14 protein-coding genes are annotated in these 17006 nt (G+C 53.3%); 5 read left to right on the forward strand and 9 right to left on the reverse strand.

Features of this window, described 5'->3' with window-relative positions; genetic code table 11:
- The 5 genes from thiG (at position 1) to IM291_RS21545 (ending at position 4546) form a co-directional block, all read left to right on the forward strand.
- On the forward strand, positions 1 to 771 hold the full coding sequence (gene thiG / locus IM291_RS21525; RefSeq protein WP_192987622.1) for a thiazole synthase: 771 nt from the start codon (positions 1 to 3) through the stop codon (positions 769 to 771).
- The gene (thiH, locus tag IM291_RS21530) at positions 768 to 1895 is read left to right on the forward strand and encodes a 2-iminoacetate synthase ThiH (protein WP_063155687.1); all 1128 of its coding nucleotides are present in this window, start codon (positions 768 to 770) and stop codon (positions 1893 to 1895) included. Before thiG ends, thiH begins: the two co-directional genes overlap by 4 nt.
- Before the next feature lie 337 nt (positions 1896 to 2232).
- Positions 2233 to 3774 carry a sensor domain-containing diguanylate cyclase gene (locus IM291_RS21535; RefSeq protein WP_192987623.1) on the forward strand — a complete coding sequence of 514 codons (1542 nt, stop codon included), beginning with the start codon at positions 2233 to 2235 and terminating at the stop codon, positions 3772 to 3774.
- Between the two features lie 146 nt (positions 3775 to 3920).
- Positions 3921 to 4229: a PTS sugar transporter subunit IIB gene (locus IM291_RS21540; protein WP_010425948.1), complete on the forward strand. Its 309-nt coding sequence runs from the start codon at positions 3921 to 3923 to the stop codon at positions 4227 to 4229.
- On the forward strand, positions 4229 to 4546 hold the full coding sequence (locus IM291_RS21545) for a PTS lactose/cellobiose transporter subunit IIA (RefSeq protein WP_008503455.1): 318 nt from the start codon (positions 4229 to 4231) through the stop codon (positions 4544 to 4546). Before IM291_RS21540 ends, IM291_RS21545 begins: the two co-directional genes overlap by 1 nt.
- A 58-nt stretch (positions 4547 to 4604) precedes the next feature.
- Here the strand turns inward: IM291_RS21545 and rpoC are convergent, their stop codons facing one another.
- From rpoC to IM291_RS21590, 9 genes are all read right to left on the reverse strand, one after another.
- Positions 4605 to 8828 carry a DNA-directed RNA polymerase subunit beta' gene (rpoC, locus tag IM291_RS21550; protein WP_028015097.1) on the reverse strand — a complete coding sequence of 1408 codons (4224 nt, stop codon included), beginning with the start codon at positions 8826 to 8828 and terminating at the stop codon, positions 4605 to 4607.
- Between the two features lie 76 nt (positions 8829 to 8904).
- The gene (gene rpoB, locus IM291_RS21555) at positions 8905 to 12933 is read right to left on the reverse strand and encodes a DNA-directed RNA polymerase subunit beta (protein ID WP_015569976.1); all 4029 of its coding nucleotides are present in this window, start codon (positions 12931 to 12933) and stop codon (positions 8905 to 8907) included.
- Positions 12934 to 13252: 319 nt separating this feature from the next.
- Positions 13253 to 13618, reverse strand: coding sequence for a 50S ribosomal protein L7/L12 (rplL, locus tag IM291_RS21560; RefSeq protein WP_002445276.1), 366 nt, complete (start codon positions 13616 to 13618; stop codon positions 13253 to 13255).
- 66 nt (positions 13619 to 13684) lie between these two features.
- On the reverse strand, positions 13685 to 14182 hold the full coding sequence (gene rplJ, locus IM291_RS21565) for a 50S ribosomal protein L10 (protein WP_003862338.1): 498 nt from the start codon (positions 14180 to 14182) through the stop codon (positions 13685 to 13687).
- A 289-nt stretch (positions 14183 to 14471) separates the two neighbouring features.
- On the reverse strand, positions 14472 to 15176 hold the full coding sequence (rplA, locus tag IM291_RS21570; RefSeq protein ID WP_006810530.1) for a 50S ribosomal protein L1: 705 nt from the start codon (positions 15174 to 15176) through the stop codon (positions 14472 to 14474).
- A gap of 3 nt (positions 15177 to 15179) precedes the next feature.
- A complete protein-coding gene (gene rplK / locus IM291_RS21575; RefSeq protein WP_008503452.1) occupies positions 15180 to 15608 on the reverse strand; it encodes a 50S ribosomal protein L11 in 429 nt (142 codons plus the stop codon).
- Positions 15609 to 15764: 156 nt separating this feature from the next.
- Positions 15765 to 16310 (reverse strand): transcription termination/antitermination protein NusG, encoded by a 546-nt coding sequence (nusG, locus tag IM291_RS21580; RefSeq protein ID WP_003862341.1) that lies wholly within the window; start codon positions 16308 to 16310, stop codon positions 15765 to 15767.
- Position 16311: 1 nt separating this feature from the next.
- Positions 16312 to 16695, reverse strand: coding sequence for a preprotein translocase subunit SecE (gene secE, locus IM291_RS21585; RefSeq protein ID WP_003862342.1), 384 nt, complete (start codon positions 16693 to 16695; stop codon positions 16312 to 16314).
- A gap of 227 nt (positions 16696 to 16922) precedes the next feature.
- A partial coding sequence (locus tag IM291_RS21590) for a hypothetical protein (protein ID WP_000740160.1) occupies positions 16923 to 17006 on the reverse strand: 84 nt, incomplete at its 5' end.

Consider the following 17006-nt stretch of genomic DNA (forward strand, 5'->3'; position numbering starts at 1 on the left):
ATGTTACGTATTGCTGATAAAGTCTTTGATTCACATCTGTTTACCGGAACCGGCAAATTCGCCTCGCCGCAGCTGATGGTGGATGCTATTCGTGAAAGTGGCAGCCAGCTGGTGACGCTGGCGATGAAGCGCGTGGATCTGCGCCAGCACAACGATGCCATACTTGCGCCGCTACTGGAGGCAGGCGTGACGCTGCTGCCCAACACCTCCGGCGCGAAAACGGCCGAGGAGGCGATTTTCGCCGCACAGCTGGCGCGGGAAGCGCTCGGCACCCGCTGGCTGAAGCTGGAAATTCACCCGGATGCCCGCTGGCTGCTGCCCGACCCCATCGAGACCCTGAAAGCCGCAGAAAAGCTGGTGCAGCAGGGGTTTACCGTTCTGCCTTACTGCGGCGCGGATCCCGTGCTGTGTAAGCGTCTGGAAGAGGTCGGCTGCGCCGCCGTCATGCCGCTGGGGGCGCCCATTGGCTCCAATCAGGGGCTGGAAACCCGCGCGATGCTGGAGATCATCATCGAGCAGGCGACCGTGCCGGTGGTGGTGGATGCGGGGATCGGCGTGCCCAGCCATGCCGCGCAGGCGCTGGAAATGGGGGCCGATGCGGTGCTGGTGAATACCGCTATTGCGGTGGCCGACGACCCGGTCATAATGGCGCGTGCGTTTCGTCTCGCCGTGGAGGCTGGCGTGCTGGCCAGAGAGTCCGGCCCCGGCTCGCGCAGTTTTCAGGCACAGGCCACCAGCCCGCTGACCGGTTTTCTGGAGGCGCTCTCATGAGCACGTTTACCGAGCGCTGGCGCGAGCTTAACTGGGACGATATTGCCCTGCGCATCAACAGCAAAACGACTGCTGACGTGGAGCGCGCGCTGCACGCCCGTCAGCTGACCCGCGAGGATCTGATGGCCCTGCTCTCCCCGGCGGCCAGCGCCTACCTTGAACCAATGGCGCAGCGCGCCCAGCGCCTCACCCGGCAGCGGTTTGGCAACACGGTGAGCTTCTACGTCCCGCTCTATCTTTCGAACCTGTGCGCCAACGACTGTACCTACTGTGGTTTTTCCATGAGCAACCGCATCAAGCGGAAAACGCTCGATGAAGAGGAGATCGCACGCGAGTGTGCTGCTATTCGTGAAATGGGGTTCGAACATCTTCTGCTGGTCACGGGCGAGCATCAGGGGAAAGTGGGAATGGACTATTTCCGCCAGCATCTGCCTGCGATACGTCGGGAGTTTGCGTCGTTGCAGATGGAGGTTCAGCCCCTGTCGCAGGACGAGTATGCGGAGTTAAAAACGCTCGGGCTGGACGGCGTGATGGTCTATCAGGAAACCTACCACGAGGCGACGTACGCGCGGCATCACCTGAAAGGGAAGAAGCAGGATTTCTTTTTCCGGCTGGAAACCCCGGACAGGCTGGGCCGCGCCGGGATCGACAAAATCGGGTTGGGTGCGCTAATTGGGCTTTCCGATAGCTGGCGGGTAGATTGCTACATGGTGGCAGAACATCTGCTGTGGCTGCAACAGCACTACTGGCAGACCCGATACTCCATCTCCTTCCCACGCCTGCGCCCCTGCGCAGGCGGCATTGAACCGGCTTCGCTGATGGATGAACGCCAGCTGGTGCAGACCATCTGCGCGTTTCGCCTGCTCGCCCCGGAAGTGGAGTTATCGCTCTCAACGCGTGAATCTCCGGCGTTTCGCGATCGCGTCATCCCGCTGGCGATTAACAACGTCAGCGCGTTTTCCAAAACGCAGCCGGGCGGGTATGCAGACGATCATCCGGAGCTTGAGCAGTTTGCACCGCATGACGGACGGCGTCCGGAAGCCGTTGCCGCCGCCCTGACGGCACAGGGTTTACAGCCTGTCTGGAAAGACTGGGACAGCTGGCTGGGAAGAGCCTCGCAATGACGATGTAACGCACTGCAACACGGTAGAAAATTATCGAGGCGTCACGGAAAGGTAAAACCGGATGATTGTCAGCGATCGTCCGGTTTTTTATTGTCATCAGGTCAGCAACGGATGCTGACCAGGGCGAAAAGCTTCTTCCTCGTTTCGCCCTGCCTCCGATTCCGTGCATAAGAGGGGCGCAAAAATAAGGATAAGGAATTTCTTAGTGATTCTTAAGATAAATCATCTCGCCTGAAATCGTGTTCCGTATAATTCACCGCTTACCGCAGGACAGCGACTATGCTGAGAGGATATCGGCAGACGAAAAATATTCACCATCAGGATCGATGTACAACTCATGGCACTTCACAGCAAAAAGCTCTCTTTCACCCGACCCATTATGCTCAGCTTCGCGGGGATTCTGTGCAGTTTTGCGCTGATCGCGGTCGTGGTAACTCTTTCACAACGAAAGGATTTCCTTGAGGACTATCATAAGATTAATGGCAATTTCACCCATAACCTTGCGGTGAACTACACCGAGTCAATCCTGCGTGAAAACGATTATATCCTGGGCCGCTCCGCGATGTATTTTGCACGCGATGACAGGCTAAACGAGACCCTCAACGTCAACCCGACGCAAGGGCTGCAGATGATGATGCATTTGCAAAACCTGATGCCGACCGTGTCATCCATCTCGCTGGCAGACACGCAGGGACATTATCTGCGCGCCCCGGAAGTGCTCCAGACGGAAAAGAGTAAAACCTTCGATCCCCGGACGCGTCCGTGGTTTGTCGCCCATGCTGAAGCCAGTATATTCAGCCACTACACCCGTCCCTATATGGACTACTTCAACGGTCATCCGACGGTCACACTCTATAAACCGTTAATTTCACCAGAAGGTCGACTTAAAGGTACGATTGCGTTTCATCTCGACTTAACGTCAATGGGCTACACCCTGCGTCAGATGGTCGCCCCTGTTCAGGGGGAATTCTTCGTCGTCGAACGCGATGGCGCCGTCGTGCTGCACCCTGATACGGGTGCGCTTTTCAAACAGTACGTCAGCGAAGCGCTGATGGATAAAATGACCAGCGGCGAAGGCCACCTTTACGATAAGAAAACCGACGCCTGGTATTACTACTACTCATTTACCAATCCAGACTGGTTTGTCATCTACAGGGTCTCTGGCGCAACGCTTACCGATATCACCCGACACGAAACGACAATCGTAGGCTGGGGTTTCGCGCTGGCGGCCATCATTATCATTCTCTTCGGCCTCTATCTGCGTCATGCCTCGCGTACCGTGTTGATGACCATTATCAATGCGATCAAAACGGGCGATGTGAGCCAGGCGCCGCGTCTGGAAGCGATGCTGAGCCGCACCATTCAGTCCAATAAAGAGCGTGAGATGGCGTATGTTCGTCAGGCCACTCACGATGCGCTGACCGGCTGCAAAAACCGCCGTGCGTTCGATAACGATGTGGAGGAATTATTAAATGCCCACCAGCCTTTCGCGATGGCGCTGGTTGATATTGATAACTTCAAGTCAATTAACGACACGTGGGGACACCTGAGCGGCGACATTGTTCTGCGTAACGTGGCGCGCGAGGGGATCCAGATAATGCAGCCCCACCACGTCTCGGTCTATCGCTATGGTGGTGAAGAGTTCGCGGTAATTTTCCAGGCCGAGCAGATCGCTGCCGCATTTTCATTGCTTGACGCATGGCGCACCGCCGTTGAAAGACGCGTATGGCGGGAAGACAATCTTCACGTCACGTTCAGCGCGGGTCTGGGTGAATGGCACTTCGAACCGCTGGAACAATTTGTAGGTAGCGTTGATAACGCGCTCTACAGTGCTAAAAAGCAGGGAAAAAATCGTATTGTTCGCACTGCCGTCGGCTGACTTTCTCTCTTACTCGAAGAATTGTAACCGGTTTCAGAAAAATGCCGCTTTCTTTGTGATGCCTGACACACAATCGCGGTAAAGCGGTTGTTGAAGCTCTCTGCGCAGGATAATTATCAATAAACACATGTAGATCGAGGCTGATTATGAAGAACATCGTTTTATGCTGTGCAGCGGGAATGTCAACCAGCATGCTGGTTCAACGTATGAAAGATGCCGCGCAGAAAAAAGGGGTTGAAGTCACCATTAAAGCCGTTCCGGTTGCGGAGTTTAAAGACAATATCGCGACGGCCGACATCGTATTACTGGGGCCACAGGTCAAATACGAGCAGGCTAAACTGCAGGCACAGGCCGACCCGCTGGGTAAAAAGGTCGCGGTGATCGACATGATGGATTACGGCATGATGAAAGGCGATGCCGTACTGGAAAAAGCGCTTAAACTGCTGGAGTCATAATGGAAGACTTAGAAACCACAATCATGGAACTGCTGGTCAACGCCGGTGCGGCCCGCAGTGCGGCCCTGACGGCTCTGCAGATGGCGCGTAAAGGTGAGTTTGACGAAGCTGAAAAAGCGATGGAAGAATCCCGCGAATATGTGAAGCACGCGCATACGATCCAGACGCAGCTTATTGGACTTGACGAAGGGACCGGGAAACTGCCTGTTAACCTGATCACCGTTCATTCTCAGGACCACCTGATGAACGCGATGGTTATTCAGGATCTGGCGGGCGATATGATTGAGCTTTATCGACGCATCCCGTTAGTGAATTGAAGAAATGCAGATATAAAAAAACCCGCCGAGGCGGGTTTTTTATTTACGGCATCAACGATTACTCGTTGTCGGAACCGCCCAGACCTGCGTTCAGCAGTTCTGCCAGGCTCGCGGATGCATCTTCAGCAGTAACCTGCGGTGCTGCTGGCAGTTCGCCCGCTGCGCGACGACGCATACGATCCTGATGGTACGCATAACCGGTACCGGCAGGGATCAGACGACCCACGATGACGTTCTCTTTCAGACCGCGCAGTTCATCACGTTTACCCGCAACAGCGGCTTCGGTCAGGACACGAGTCGTTTCCTGGAACGATGCTGCGGAGATGAAGGACTCGGTTGCCAGAGACGCTTTGGTGATACCCAGCAGATCGCGTGCGAAGGTCGCACCGATTTTGCCGTTCGCTTCCAGATCGCGGTTAGCGATCTTAACGCGTGAGTATTCAACCTGCTCGCCTTCCAGGAAGTCGGAGCTGCCCGCGTTTTCGATGGTTGCTTTACGCAGCATCTGACGAACGATAACTTCGATGTGCTTATCGTTAATCTTAACGCCCTGCAGGCGGTATACGTCCTGTACTTCGTTAACAATGTAACGAGTAACAGCATGCACACCACGCAGACGCAGGATGTCGTGCGGCGCTTCTGGACCGTCGGAAACTACGTCACCACGTTCTACACGTTCGCCTTCGAACACGTTGAGCTGACGCCACTTAGGAATCATCTCTTCGTACGGCTCGCTGCCATCTACTGGGGTGATAACCAGACGGCGCTTACCTTTAGTCTCTTTACCGAAGGAGATGATCCCGCTGATTTCAGCCAGGATTGCAGGCTCTTTCGGACGACGTGCTTCGAACAGGTCCGCAACGCGTGGCAGACCACCGGTGATGTCCTTGGTACCGCCGGATTCCTGAGGAATACGCGCCAGGGTGTCACCAGAGCTGATCTGTACGCCATCTTCCAGCTGTACAATCGCTTTACCCGGCAGGAAGTACTGCGCAGGCATATCGGTACCCGGGATCAGAACGTCGTTCCCCTGAGCATCAACGATTTTCAGTGCAGGACGCAGATCTTTACCGCCGGTAGTACGTTCAGCAGAATCCAGAACCACCAGAGAAGACAGACCGGTCAGCTCGTCGGTCTGACGAGTAATGGTCTGGCCGTCGATCATGTCAGTAAAGCGGATGAAACCACTTACTTCGGTGATTACCGGCATGGTGTGTGGATCCCAGTTTGCAACGGTTTCACCGCCGGCAACCTGCTCGCCATCACCTTTCGCCATAACCGCACCGTAAGGCACTTTATAGCTCTCTTTGGTACGACCGAATTCGTCAATCAGCTTCAGCTCGGTGTTACGAGAGGTCACAACCAGCTTGCCTGCGGAGTTAACAACAGACTTCGCGTTGCTGAGCTTGATGCTACCTTTGTTTTTCACCTGAATGCTGGATTCAGCAGCCGCACGAGATGCCGCACCACCGATGTGGAACGTACGCATCGTCAGCTGTGTACCCGGCTCACCGATGGACTGTGCCGCGATAACGCCGATGGCTTCACCTTTGTTGATGATGTGGCCACGCGCCAGGTCACGACCGTAGCAGTGCGCACACACACCAAAGTCGGTGTCACAGGATACAACGGAACGCACTTTCACAGAGTCAACAGAGTTCGCTTCCAGCAGGTCACACCACTGTTCGTGCAGCAGCGTATTGCGTGGAACCAGAATGTCTGCGGTGCCCGGCTTCAGAATGTCTTCCGCGGTCACACGACCCAGTACGCGATCGCGCAGCGGCTCTTTAACATCACCACCCTCGATAACCGGGGTCATGGTGATACCTTCGAGGGTGCCACAATCGTCTTCGGTGACAACCAGATCCTGCGCAACGTCAACCAGACGACGCGTCAGATAACCGGAGTTCGCTGTCTTCAGTGCGGTATCCGCCAGACCTTTACGCGCACCGTGCGTGGAGATGAAGTACTGGAGTACGTTCAGACCTTCACGGAAGTTCGCGGTGATTGGCGTTTCGATGATGGAGCCATCTGGCTTCGCCATCAGACCACGCATACCTGCCAGCTGACGAATCTGTGCTGCAGAACCACGCGCACCGGAGTCGGCCATCATGTAGATGCTGTTGAAGGAAACCTGCTGCTCTTCGACGCCGTCACGGTTAATCACGGTTTCGGTTTGCAGGTTATCCATCATCGCTTTGGATACACGATCGTTCGCCGCTGCCCAGATATCGATAACTTTGTTGTAGCGTTCGCCCGCGGTTACCAGACCAGACTGGAACTGCTCCTGGATCTCAGCAACTTCAGCTTCCGCTTCAGAGATGATCTCGTGTTTCTTCTCTGGGATGACCATGTCATCGATACCAACAGATGCACCTGAACGCGCTGCATAAGCAAAGCCGGTATACATTGTCTGGTCAGCGAAGATAACGGTCGGCTTCAGACCCAGAATGCGGTAACAGGTGTTCAGCATTTTGGAGATCGCTTTCTTGCCCAGCGCCTGGTTGACGATGGAGAAAGGCAGACCTTTCGGTACGATCATCCACAGAATGGCACGGCCAATGGTCGTGTCTTTCAGGCTGGTCTTCGCAACGAATTCGCCGTTTGCATCTTTTTCGTATTCGGTGATACGCACTTTAACGCGCGCATGCAGAGAGGCCAGGCCAGCGCGATAAATACGCTCAGCTTCTTTCGGGCCAGTCAGCACCATGCCTTCGCCTTTGGCGTTAACACAGTCACGGGTCATGTAGTACAGACCCAATACAACGTCCTGAGAAGGAACGATAATTGGTTCACCGTTCGCTGGAGACAGGATGTTGTTGGTAGACATCATCAGCGCACGCGCTTCGAGCTGGGCTTCCAGCGTCAGCGGTACGTGAACAGCCATCTGGTCACCATCGAAGTCGGCGTTATAGGCCGCACAAACCAGCGGGTGCAGCTGGATAGCTTTACCTTCGATCAGGACTGGCTCAAATGCCTGAATACCCAGACGGTGCAGGGTTGGTGCACGGTTCAGCAGTACCGGGTGTTCGCGGATAACTTCGTCCAGGATATCCCAAACGACAGCTTCTTCACGCTCAACCATTTTCTTAGCGGCTTTGATGGTGGTGGCCAGGCCACGCAGCTCCAGCTTGCCGTAGATGAACGGTTTGAACAGCTCCAGTGCCATTTTCTTCGGCAGACCGCACTGATGAAGACGTAGGTATGGACCTACGGTGATTACAGAACGACCGGAGTAGTCAACACGCTTACCGAGCAGGTTCTGACGGAAACGACCCTGCTTACCTTTGATCATGTCGGCCAAAGATTTCAGAGGACGCTTGTTAGAACCGGTGATCGCACGACCGCGACGGCCGTTATCCAGCAGGGCATCTACCGCTTCCTGCAGCATACGTTTTTCGTTGCGTACGATGATGTCCGGCGCAGCCAGATCCAGCAGACGTTTCAGACGGTTGTTACGGTTGATAACGCGACGATACAGATCGTTCAGATCGGACGTTGCGAAACGACCACCATCCAGCGGAACCAGCGGACGCAGATCTGGCGGCAGAACCGGCAGAACGGTCAGGATCATCCACTCTGGTTTGTTACCAGACTGAACGAACGCTTCCAGCAGTTTGATACGCTTGGTCAGCTTTTTACGCTTGGTTTCGGAGTTGGTTTCGTTCAGCTCTTCACGCAGCTGCTCGCACTCCTGCTCCAGATCCATGCTCTTCAGCAGGGCCTGAATAGCTTCCGCACCCATCTTCGCGTCGAATTCGTCACCGAACTCTTCCAGCGCGTCCAGATACTGCTCTTCAGTCAGGATCTGGTGACGTTCCAGGTTCGTCATCCCGCCTTCGATAACTACATAAGATTCGAAGTACAGAACACGTTCGATATCGCGCAGCGGCATATCCAGCAGCAGACCGATACGGGACGGCAGAGATTTCAGGAACCAGATGTGAGCAGTCGGAGACGCCAGCTCGATGTGGCCCATACGCTCACGGCGTACTTTGGTCTGGGTCACTTCAACGCCGCACTTCTCACAGATCACACCGCGGTGTTTCAGGCGCTTGTACTTACCGCACAGGCACTCGTAGTCTTTTACTGGCCCGAAAATACGCGCACAGAAAAGGCCGTCACGCTCAGGTTTGAACGTACGGTAGTTGATGGTTTCCGGCTTTTTAACTTCACCGAAAGACCATGAACGGATCATGTCTGGCGAAGCCAGAGCAATTTTGATCGCATCAAACTCTTCGGTTTTAGTCTGCGCTTTCAGAAACTTTAATAAATCTTTCACGGATTTGCTCCCGTCGGAGTTAGCACAATCCGGTGCCGGGGGTTAACCCGGCACCAGTGACCTGTTTGAGCGAGAATTACTCGTCTTCCAGTTCGATGTTGATACCCAGCGAACGAATCTCTTTCAACAGTACGTTGAAGGATTCTGGCATGCCTGGTTCCATCTGATGGTTGCCGTCCACGATGTTTTTATACATCTTGGTACGACCGTTCACGTCATCAGACTTAACGGTGAGCATTTCCTGCAGGGTGTATGCCGCGCCGTATGCTTCCAGCGCCCACACTTCCATCTCCCCGAAGCGCTGACCACCGAACTGTGCCTTACCACCCAGCGGCTGCTGAGTAACCAGGCTGTAAGAACCGGTAGAACGAGCGTGCATCTTGTCGTCGACCAGGTGGTTCAGTTTCAGCATGTACATGTAACCTACGGTTACTGGACGCTCAAACTGTTCACCGGTACGGCCGTCAAACAGCGTAATCTGACCAGACGTTGGCAGACCACCCAGTTGCAGCAGCTCTTTGATTTCAGCTTCTTTTGCACCGTCGAATACCGGCGTTGCAATTGGCATACCTTTGCGCAGGTTCTCTGCCAGACGCAGCACTTCTTCATCGCTGAAGGTGTTCAGGTCGACTTTCTGACGCACGTCGGTACCCAGATCGTAGGCACGCTGGATGAATTCGCGCAGTTTCGCGACTTCCTGCTGCTGTTTCAGCATGGCGTTAATCTTGTCGCCAATACCTTTCGCAGCCATACCCAGGTGAGTTTCCAGGATCTGACCAATGTTCATACGAGACGGTACGCCCAGTGGGTTCAGTACGATATCTACCGGCGTACCGTTAGCATCGTGCGGCATATCTTCGATCGGGTTGATCTTAGAGATAACACCCTTGTTACCGTGACGACCTGCCATCTTATCACCAGGCTGGATCTGACGTTTAACGGCCAGATACACCTTAACAATCTTCAGCACGCCTGGTGCCAGATCGTCGCCCTGAGTGATTTTGCGGCGTTTCGCTTCGAGTTTTTTCTCGAACTCGTGTTTCAGTTCGTCATACTGCTCAGCCAGCTGTTCCAGCTGATTTTGTTTCTCTTCGTCGGTCAGGCCGAGTTCCAGCCAGCGATCGCGTGGCAGTTTGTCGAGCTTCTCAGCTTCAACGCCACCGGCAACCAGCACCGCATAGATACGGCTGAACAGACCTGCTTCGAGGATCTGCAGTTCTTCAGACAGGTCTTTCTTAGCCTGTTTGAGCTGCATCTCTTCGATTTCCAGCGCACGCTTATCTTTCTCAACGCCATCACGAGTGAAGACCTGAACGTCGATAACCGTACCGGAAACACCGTTTGGTACGCGCAGAGAAGAGTCTTTAACGTCAGACGCTTTCTCACCGAAGATAGCACGCAGCAGTTTCTCTTCTGGGGTCAGCTGGGTTTCACCTTTCGGCGTCACCTTACCTACCAGAATGTCGCCGCCGGTCACTTCCGCACCGATGTAAACAATACCGGATTCATCCAGCTTGGAGAGCGCAGCTTCACCCACGTTAGGGATGTCGGCAGTGATCTCTTCTGGCCCCAGCTTGGTGTCACGGGACACACAGGCCAGTTCCTGAATGTGGATGGTGGTGAAACGATCTTCCTGAACCACACGCTCGGAGACGAGGATGGAGTCTTCGAAGTTGTAACCGTTCCACGGCATGAACGCTACGCGCATGTTCTGACCGAGCGCCAGTTCACCGAGGTCGGTGGACGGACCGTCTGCCAGCACGTCGCCGCGCTCAACTGGCTCACCCAGAGATACGCAAGGCATCTGGTTGATACAGGTGTTCTGGTTAGAACGGGTGTATTTGGTCAGGTTGTAGATGTCGATACCCGCTTCGCCCGGATACATCTCGTCTTCGTTAACTTTGATAACGATACGGGATGCGTCAACGTACTGAACGGTACCGCCACGCTTAGCAACTGCAGTAACACCGGAGTCAACGGCAACAGCACGTTCCATACCGGTACCAACCAGCGGCTTATCAGCGCGCAGAGTTGGAACGGCCTGACGTTGCATGTTCGCACCCATCAATGCACGGTTGGCGTCATCGTGTTCCAGGAACGGGATCAGGGACGCACCGACGGATACCACCTGCTGGGTGGATACGTCCATGTAGTCAACCTGGTCGCGGCTGAACAAGCTGGATTCGCCTTTGCTACGGCAGGTAACCAGATCTTCTACAAAGTGGCCTTCGTCATCCAGGTTGGAGTTCGCCTGAGCGATAACGTAGTTGCCTTCTTCGATAGCAGACAGATAATGAATTTCGTCGGTAACCACACCGTCGGTCACTTTACGATACGGCGTCTCAAGGAAACCGTATTCGTTTGTCTGCGCGTACACGGACAGGGAGTTGATAAGACCGATGTTTGGACCTTCAGGCGTTTCGATTGGACATACGCGACCGTAGTGAGTCGGGTGTACGTCTCGAACTTCAAAGCCTGCACGTTCACGGGTCAGACCGCCTGGGCCGAGTGCAGAGATACGACGTTTGTGCGTGATCTCAGACAGCGGGTTGTTCTGGTCCATGAACTGGGACAGCTGGCTGGAACCGAAGAACTCTTTCACTGCTGCAGAAATCGGCTTGGCGTTGATCATATCCTGAGGCATCAGGGTATCCAGATCGCCCAGAGACAGACGCTCTTTCACCGCACGCTCTACACGTACCAGGCCAACGCGGAACTGGTTTTCCGCCATTTCGCCAACGGAACGGATACGACGGTTGCCGAGGTGGTCGATATCGTCCACTTCGCCTTTGCCGTTACGGATATCAATGAGCTTCTTCATCACTTCGATGATGTCGTCTTTGCTCAGGATACCGGAACCTTCAATCTCGTCGCGCAGCAGAGAACGGTTGAACTTCATACGACCGACCGCGGACAGATCGTAGCGGTCTTCGGAGAAGAACAGGTTCTCGAACAGGCTTTCAGCCGCTTCGCGAGTTGGTGGCTCACCAGGACGCATCATGCGGTAGATTTCTACCAGCGCGCTCAGACGATCGTTGGTTGGGTCGACGCGTACAGTCTCAGAGATGTACGGACCGTGGTCCAGATCGTTGGTGAACAGCGTTTCGATACGTTTGTGACCAGACTGGCTCAACTTAGCCAGCAGATCCAGGCTCAGCTCCATGTTCGCCGGGCAGATCAGCTCGCCAGTTGATTCATCAACGTAATCTTTCGCGGCTACTTTTCCTGCAATGTATTCAACCGGAACTTCGATGTGTTTGATATCATCTTTTTCCAGCTGGCGGATGTGGCGCGCGGTGATACGGCGACCTTTTTCCACATACACTTTGCCGTCGGCTTCGATGTCGAACGACGCGGTCTCACCACGCAGACGTTCCGGCACCAGCTCCATCTGCAGCTTGTTGTCGCGGATTTCAAAGATCACTTTCTCAAAGAACAGGTCCAGGATCTGCTCAGTGGTATAGTTCAGTGCACGCAGAATGATGGTTGCAGGCAGTTTACGACGACGGTCGATACGGACAAACAGGTTGTCTTTTGGATCGAACTCGAAGTCCAGCCATGAACCACGGTAAGGAATGATGCGTGCGTTATACAGTACTTTACCGGAAGAGTGTGTTTTACCTTTATCGCTGTCGAAGAAGACGCCCGGGCTACGATGCAGCTGGGAAACGATAACACGCTCAGTACCGTTGATAACGAAAGTACCGTTGTCCGTCATGAGTGGAATCTCACCCATGTAGACTTCTTGTTCTTTAATGTCTTTTACGGTGCCTTCCGGCGCTTCGCGCTCGTAGATCACCAGACGCAGTTTTACGCGCAGCGGTGCGGAATAGGTCACACCACGGATCTGACATTCCTGAACGTCAAACACCGGTTCGCCAAGGCGGTAGCTGACGTACTGCAGCTCGGAGTTACCGCTGTAGCTCTGAATCGGGAACACGGAACGGAAGGCTGCTTCCAGACCGTACTGCCCTTCAGGATCTTGCTCGATAAACTTCTGGAACGAGTCAAGCTGGATAGAAAGGAGATATGGAATGTCCAGAACTTGTGGACGTTTACCAAAATCCTTACGAATACGTTTTTTCTCGGTATAGGAGTAAACCATAGGGTTCCTCAGCTCGCTGACAAGTCGACCCATCTGTCCGACGAAGGGACAGTTTGTGCAACACCATTTTGTGGACCGGAAAATTGAATACTTTCCGCAATACCTGTTGCTATCACGCTTAAACCATTTCATTGCGATTTACACAGAGCGAGCACCCTGTCGCAGTATATTAAGTCGTCGATAGAAACAAGCATTGTCAGGACAATCAGCAGTCAAACAGTGTGAAATGCTACTGATGCCTTACAGCGCAAAAAGGCTGGTGACTAAAAAGTCACCAGCCATCAGCCTAATTGCTTAGGCTGCAACCAGAAAAGTTGGCTTATTTAACTTCAACTTCAGCGCCAGCTTCTTCCAGAGATTTTTTCAGTGCTTCTGCGTCGTCTTTGCTCACGCCTTCTTTCAGCGCAGCTGGAGCAGATTCTACCAGGTCTTTAGCTTCTTTCAGACCCAGGCCAGTTGCGCCACGTACTGCTTTGATAACAGCAACTTTGTTCGCGCCAGCAGCTTTCAGAATTACGTCGAATTCAGTTTTTTCTTCAGCAGCTTCAGCCGGGCCAGCAGCTACAGCTACAGCAGCAGCAGCAGAAACACCGAATTTTTCTTCCATTGCAGATACCAGCTCTACAACGTCCATTACGGACATAGCTGCAACTGCTTCAATGATTTGATCTTTAGTGATAGACATTTAAATTGTTCCTGAAAATCAGAATAAGTTTATACGTAAGCAAATGCTTTATAAAGATAACTGCGATTAAGCAGCTTCTTTCGCATCGCGTACAGCAGCCAGAGTGCGAACCAGTTTGCCAGCCGCAGCTTCTTTCATGGTTGCCATCAGGCGTGCAATTGCTTCTTCGTAGGTCGGCAGGGTTGCCAGGCGATCGATTTGCGATGCCGGGATCAACTCACCTTCAAAGGCTGCAGCTTTGACCTCAAATTTTGCATTCGCTTTCGCGAACTCTTTGAACAGACGAGCAGCAGCGCCCGGGTGTTCCATAGAGTATGCAATCAGGGTCGGACCAACAAACGTGTCTTTCAGGCACTCGAACTGAGTACCTTCAACTACGCGACGCAGCAGGGTGTTACGAACAACACGCATGTATACGCCAGCTTCACGACCTGCTTTACGCAGTTCAGTCATTTTGTCTACAGTAACGCCACGGGAATCCGCAACTACTGCAGACAGCGCGCCTTTGGCTACTTCGCTGACTTCAGCAACAATCGCTTGTTTGTCTTGAAGATTTAAAGCCATTAGCTTTGCTCCTGGATGTTTGCCGGAACTCATGTTCCGGAACTCACTTCACTCAACCCAACGGGAAGAGCGTCTTAATACGGTGAGCAGAAACAAGCCAGAGTATTAAAAATAATCTTAGCGTTCTGTCACCGTCTACGCAGGGGATTAAGTTTCTTGCGAAACACCTGCGGTCTTCGACGGAGGCCTGGATAGGCCAGGCTCCAACGAACAAATCTTTTAGCCGCTAACTTTCGTTAGCAAACGTGGGGGTAATATTGTAGACAAAATCACCGCCCACGTAAAGGCATTAGTTTGCAGCAGCGCTCAGGCCAGCCTGGTCAACTGCAACACCTGCACCCATGGTGGTGGAGATGCTAACTTTCTTGATGTACACGCCTTTCGCCTGAGTTGGTTTAGCTTTTTTCAGCGCAACCAGCAGAGCTTCCAGGTTTTCTTTCAGTTTGTCAGCGTCAAAGTCCACTTTACCGATGGTGGTGTGGATGATGCCGTTTTTGTCGTTACGGTAACGAACCTGACCTGCTTTAGCGTTCTTAACCGCTTCAGCAACGTTAGGGGTTACAGTACCCACTTTCGGGTTTGGCATCAGGCCGCGTGGACCCAGAACCTGGCCCAGCTGGCCAACAACGCGCATTGCATCTGGAGAAGCAATAACAACGTCAAAGTTCATTTCGCCTTTTTTGATCTGATCAGCCAGATCTTCCATACCTACCAGTTCAGCGCCGGCAGCTTTAGCAGCTTCAGCGTTTGCACCCTGAGCAAATACAGCTACGCGAACGGAACGGCCAGTACCGTGTGGCAGTACAGTTGCGCCACGAACGTTCTGATCGGATTTACGAGCATCGATGCCCAGGTTAACGGCAACGTCAACGCTTTCAACGAACTTAGCAGTCGCCAGTTCTTTCAGCAGAGCAATAGCTTCGTTGATGTCGTACTGTTTGGTCGCATCAACTTTGTCACGGATCACGGACATGCGCTTGGTCAGTTTAGCCATTTCTTAGTCCTCCACTACCAGGCCCATGGAACGTGCAGTACCTTCGATGGAGCGAGTCATCGCTTCAATGTCGGCACCAGTCATGTCGGCAGCTTTGGTCTGCGCGATTTCCTGCAGCTGAGCGCGGGAAATTTTACCCACTTTGTCTTTGTTCGGTTTACCGGAACCAGACTTGATACCAGCCGCTTTCTTCAGCAGAACTGCTGCTGGAGGGGTTTTGGTAACGAAAGTGAAAGAACGGTCAGCGTAAACAGTGATTACGACTGGGATTGGCAGACCTTTTTCCAGGGATTCAGTTTTTGCGTTGAACGCTTTACAGAATTCCATGATGTTCACACCCTGCTGACCCAGAGCTGGACCAACTGGTGGACTTGGGTTCGCCATACCAGCTGCAACCTGCAGCTTGACGTAGGCTTGTACTTTCTTAGCCATTCTAAAATCCTCTGATTGGGTAATAGCGCCTCAGGGAGGCTCCCCGTGAATAAAATTCGTTTTACGGGCCGGGACCCATAAAAACAAAAGGCGCGAAATTGTATTCCAATCCCGCGCCTTGTGCAACGATTAAATCGTCGCTTTTTTGATCGCTGCTTAGGCTTTTTCTACCTGGGCAAAGTCCAGCTCTACCGGGGTCGCACGACCGAAGATAGAAACAGAAACTTTCAGGCGGGACTTCTCATAGTCCACTTCTTCAACCACGCCATTAAAGTCAGCAAACGGACCGTCATTAACACGAACCATTTCACCCGGTTCAAACAGCGTTTTCGGACGCGGCTTATCACCCACCTGCTGCAGGCGGTTCATAATCGCATCAACTTCTTTGTCGCTGATTGGCGCCGGACGGTCAGACGTGCCGCCGATAAAGCCCATCACACGCGGCACGCTGCGCACCAGGTGCCAGCTCGCGTCGTTCATAACCATCTGAACCAGCACGTAACCCGGGAAGAATTTGCGCTCGCTTTTGCGACGCTGGCCGCCACGGATCTCAACCACTTCTTCGGTCGGAACCATAACTTCGCCAAACAACTCTTCCATGTTGTGTAATTTGATATGCTCACGCAGCGACGTTGCTACGCGGCCTTCAAAACCGGAAAACGCCTGAACGACGTACCAGCGCTTTTTAGGGGCTTCAGACATCTCAGAACCTCAGGCCAGTGATAAAGGATACCAGGCGAACCAGAATACCATCCAGTCCCCACAGGATCAGTGACATTACAGCGGTTACCGCCGCTACGATCAGCGTGGTGTGCAATGTTTCCTGGCGAGTCGGCCAAATGACCTTGCGGACTTCGGTACGCGCTTCGCGGGCAAACGCAACGGTCGCTTTGCCTTTTGTCGTCAACAGCGCGACACCACCCGCCGCAGCAATCAGAATTACCACTGCAAGCGCGCGTAGCGGCAGCATCATGTCACGATAAAGATAGTTGCCGACAATCGCCACAATCAGCAGCACGGCTACAACTACCCATTTCATCGCTTCCAGGCCGCGCCCGCTCCCTTGAGCTTCGGTATTCGCACTCATAAACCAACCTGTCAGAAGTATTCTACAAACATTTTCACCCCGCGAGTGCGAGGCAAACCAATCGAAATGCTATTCGCTTTTCGTATTATACGCTCTCCGCAGAGCCTGTCTCAGCAATGATTATGACAAAATTAATCACTGATGAGCCAGGTTCTGATGTGAAAGCGTGCAAAAAGGGCATCAAATGATGCCCTTTTATTGCGCATTGCGTCAAATGTTATCAGCGATTAGCCGAGAACTTTAGCAACAACGCCCGCGCCAACGGTACGGCCGCCTTCACGGATTGCGAAACGCAGACCGTCGTCCATCGC

Origin of the sequence: Enterobacter cloacae complex sp. P27C (assembly GCF_014895705.1) — a bacterium.
Classification (GTDB): Bacteria; Pseudomonadota; Gammaproteobacteria; order Enterobacterales; family Enterobacteriaceae; genus Enterobacter; species Enterobacter bugandensis.